The organism is Bradyrhizobium sp. PRIMUS42 (genome assembly GCF_023006515.1).
Lineage (GTDB): Bacteria > Pseudomonadota > Alphaproteobacteria > Rhizobiales > Xanthobacteraceae > Bradyrhizobium.
This window is the reverse complement of sequence record NZ_JALBGZ010000749.1, coordinates 1-2,936: the sequence shown is the minus strand read 5'-3', so window position 1 is coordinate 2,936 and position 2,936 is coordinate 1. Positions and strand designations below refer to the sequence as shown.

Annotated in this window: 3 protein-coding genes and 1 pseudogene; all 4 read left to right on the top strand. The window is 64.8% G+C overall.

All coding sequences use genetic code 11. The annotated features are described in order from the left end of the window. Positions 1 to 201: pseudogene (locus MOV75_RS32985) on the top strand (hypothetical protein); the annotation flags it as partial. Further along, on the top strand, positions 198 to 1,082 hold the full coding sequence (locus MOV75_RS32980; protein ID WP_246931646.1) for an amidohydrolase: 885 nt from the start codon (positions 198 to 200) through the stop codon (positions 1,080 to 1,082). The pseudogene MOV75_RS32985 and the gene MOV75_RS32980, both read left to right, overlap by 4 nt. 31 nt (positions 1,083 to 1,113) lie before the next feature. Continuing rightward, positions 1,114 to 1,962, top strand: a complete 849-nt coding sequence (locus MOV75_RS32975; RefSeq protein WP_128927095.1) for an MBL fold metallo-hydrolase — start codon at positions 1,114 to 1,116, stop codon at positions 1,960 to 1,962. 20 nt (positions 1,963 to 1,982) lie between these two features. Then, positions 1,983 to 2,936: SMP-30/gluconolactonase/LRE family protein (locus tag MOV75_RS32970; RefSeq protein WP_246931649.1), on the top strand; the 954-nt coding region annotated here is incomplete at its 3' end.

The window sequence follows — 2,936 nt, the reverse complement described above, 5'->3', positions numbered from 1 at the left end:
CTTCGCGATGCCGTCGCGAAGCTGTCGCGGTGGGCGTGGCGCTTGAGCTGGTTGACGCCGCTGGCGACAAGCCCGGGCTTCCGCCCGCAGACCGAGGCGCTCGTCGCCATCGAGCGCTTCGTCGATGACCTCGTGGATGGCGGTTCGAGCGCGTCGATCGTCGCGCATATTCTGGCGTTGGGACGAAGGAGAGCGGCGTGACCGGTATTGTCGATGGCCATCATCATATCTGGCGGCAGGCCGACCTGCCCTGGCTGATCGGCCCCATGCAACCGCGCATCTTCGGACCTTACGAGCCGATCCGGCGCGACTATCCGATCGAGGAATACCTCGACGACCTCAAAGGCGCCGGCGTCACGCGCTCGGTCTATGTGCAGACCAACTGGGCCAACGAGCGCTTCGAGGACGAGGCCGCCTGGGTGCAGGAAACTGCCGACGCACACGGCTGGCCGCACGCGATCGTCGCCTATGCCAATTTCGCCGTGGACGACGTACGCCCGCAGCTCGATCTCCTGAAGCGCTACCCGCTGGTGCGCGGCGTGCGCATGCAGCTGCACTGGCACGAGAACCCGCTCTACCGCTTTGCAGCCCGCGCGGATCTCTGCGCCGATCCGATGATCGGTCGCAACGTCGCGCGTCTAGCCGACTATGGCTGGAGCTTCGATTTGCAGGTGTTCACACCGCAGATGCCGGAAGCCGCAGCGCTCGCAGAGGCCTGCCCCGAGGTGACCTTCATCCTCCAGCATGCCGGCATGCTGGAGGATCTCTCGCCTGGCGGCCGCGCCGCCTGGCGCGGTGGCATGGCCCGGCTCGCGGCCTGCCCCAACGTGGTCTCAAAGCTCTCCGGGCTCGGCACCTTCATCCATCGCAACGATCCCGCGCACATCGCCGCTGTGCTTACTGACACCGTCGCGATCTTCGGCGCCGAGCGCTGCCTGTTCGGCTCCAATTTCCCGATCGAGAAATTGTGGACCAGCTATCGCGACCTCGTCGGCGCTTTTCGCGCCGCGGCCGCGCCGTTCAGCGCAGAGCAGCAGGACGCCATCTTCAGGATGACCGCAACGCGCGTCTACCGGCTTTGACAGACAGGAAACAGATGAGGGAGGGCAACGAATGGCGCTGGAGATCAAGATCCTGGACTACGGCGATATCGAGCTGGAATCGAGCTTTCTGGTGCTCGGCCGCGATTGCGGCCGCACCCGCCGCGTCCTCACGCTCGGCTTCCTGATCCTCGGGGGGAAATATCCTGTTGTGGTCGACACCGGCTACCGCTCCAACCAGATCATGGAGACGCTGGGCATGCGCGGGCTGCAGTATCATGAGAACATGATCGAGAACCAGCTCGCGCGTCACGGCGTGCGCATGGGCGACGTCCGCTTCGTCTGCCACACCCATCTGCACATCGACCATGCTGGCAAGGACGATCTGTTCCCGATGAACACGACCGTCGTGCTCAACCGCAAGGAGCTCGAATATTCGGTCTCCGGCCTGATGCATCCACAATATCCGGCCCCCGACATCAAGCACCTGATCGACCGCCTGCACACCAAGAGCGCGCTGCGTTTCCTTGACCTGGAGATCACCGGTCCGATCGAGCTGATGCCCGGCGTCTATTGCGACGCCGCCAATGCGCATACGGAGGGCTCGATGAACATCATCGTCGAGACGGCAGACGGCATTGCGACCATCTGCGGCGACGTGATCTACGACTTCAACGACCAGATCGTGACGCCGTTCAACGAGATCCATGATTGGGAGCCGCGCACCACGGGCAACCACGGCACCAGCAAGCGTGCGGAGAAGGCCTCGATCAAGAAGCTACTCAGCAATTCGCGCTATTTGCTGCCCGTGCATGACCGTCCCGCCAAGATCGAAGGCGGCAACGTCGTGGGGCGCCTGCACGATCAGGTCCCCGGCCCGATCGTGCAGTCGCTGCCGGCACGCAACTGGTTTCCAGCGTAACGTGACCTAAGGATCGGCCGATGACCCACGTCACCTTGCGGAGCGAGTTCGAGACCCTGATCGACCCCTATGCGCCGGTCGCGCAGGTCGGCACCGGCTTCGACTTCACGGAGGGGCCGATCTGGCATCCGGTCGATCATTATTTGCTGTTCTCCGACATGCCCGGCGACGTGCGCCGGCGCTGGGATGCGCGGCGCGGTGTCGTGGAGGTCAAGCGCCCCTCCAACAAATGCAACGGCATGACCTACGATGCCGAGCTCAATCTCATCGTCTGCGAGCACGCGACATCGTCGCTGATCCGCGAGCGGCCGGACGGGCGACGCGAGGTGTTGGCTTCGCATTTTGGGGGACAGGAGCTGAACAGCCCGAACGACGCCTGCGTGCACTCCTCCGGCGCGATCTATTTCTCGGACCCCTGGTACGGCCGCATGCCGGTCTATGGCGTCGAGCGGCCGCGCCAGCTCGGCTTCCAGGGCGTCTATCGCGTCGTGCCCGGCGCCGAGCCGAAGCTCGTGGTCGAGCGCAATCTGTTCGACCAGCCCAACGGCCTATGCTTCTCGCCGGACGAGAAGCTGCTCTATGTCAACGACACCGTGCAGGCGCTGATCCGCATCTTCGACGTCGATGCCGACGGTTCGCTGTCGAATGCGCGGGTGTTCGCAAGCGGCATTCGCTCCGAGTTGGAGCCCGGCTTGCCCGACGGCATGAAGTGCGATCAGCACGGCAATGTCTGGGTCACCGCGCCCGGCGGCGTCTGGGTCTATTCGCAGCGCGGCGAGTTGCTCGGCAAAGTCCGCGTCCCCGAGATGGTCGCCAACCTCGCCTGGGGCGGGCCGGATTTCCGCACGCTTTACCTGACCTCGACCCACTCGGTGTACGCGATCCCGACCAAGGTCGGCCCACGGCACGAGCCCTATATGAGTGGCCGGCGAAGCGGCGGCGGCGCGACTGCAAGCGGCGCGACTGCAAGCGCC

Coding starts and splice junctions, on each gene's coding strand:
- MOV75_RS32975 (WP_128927095.1), top strand. CDS start 1,114: ATGGCGCTGGAGATCAAGATCCTGGACTACGGCGATATCGAGCTGGAA.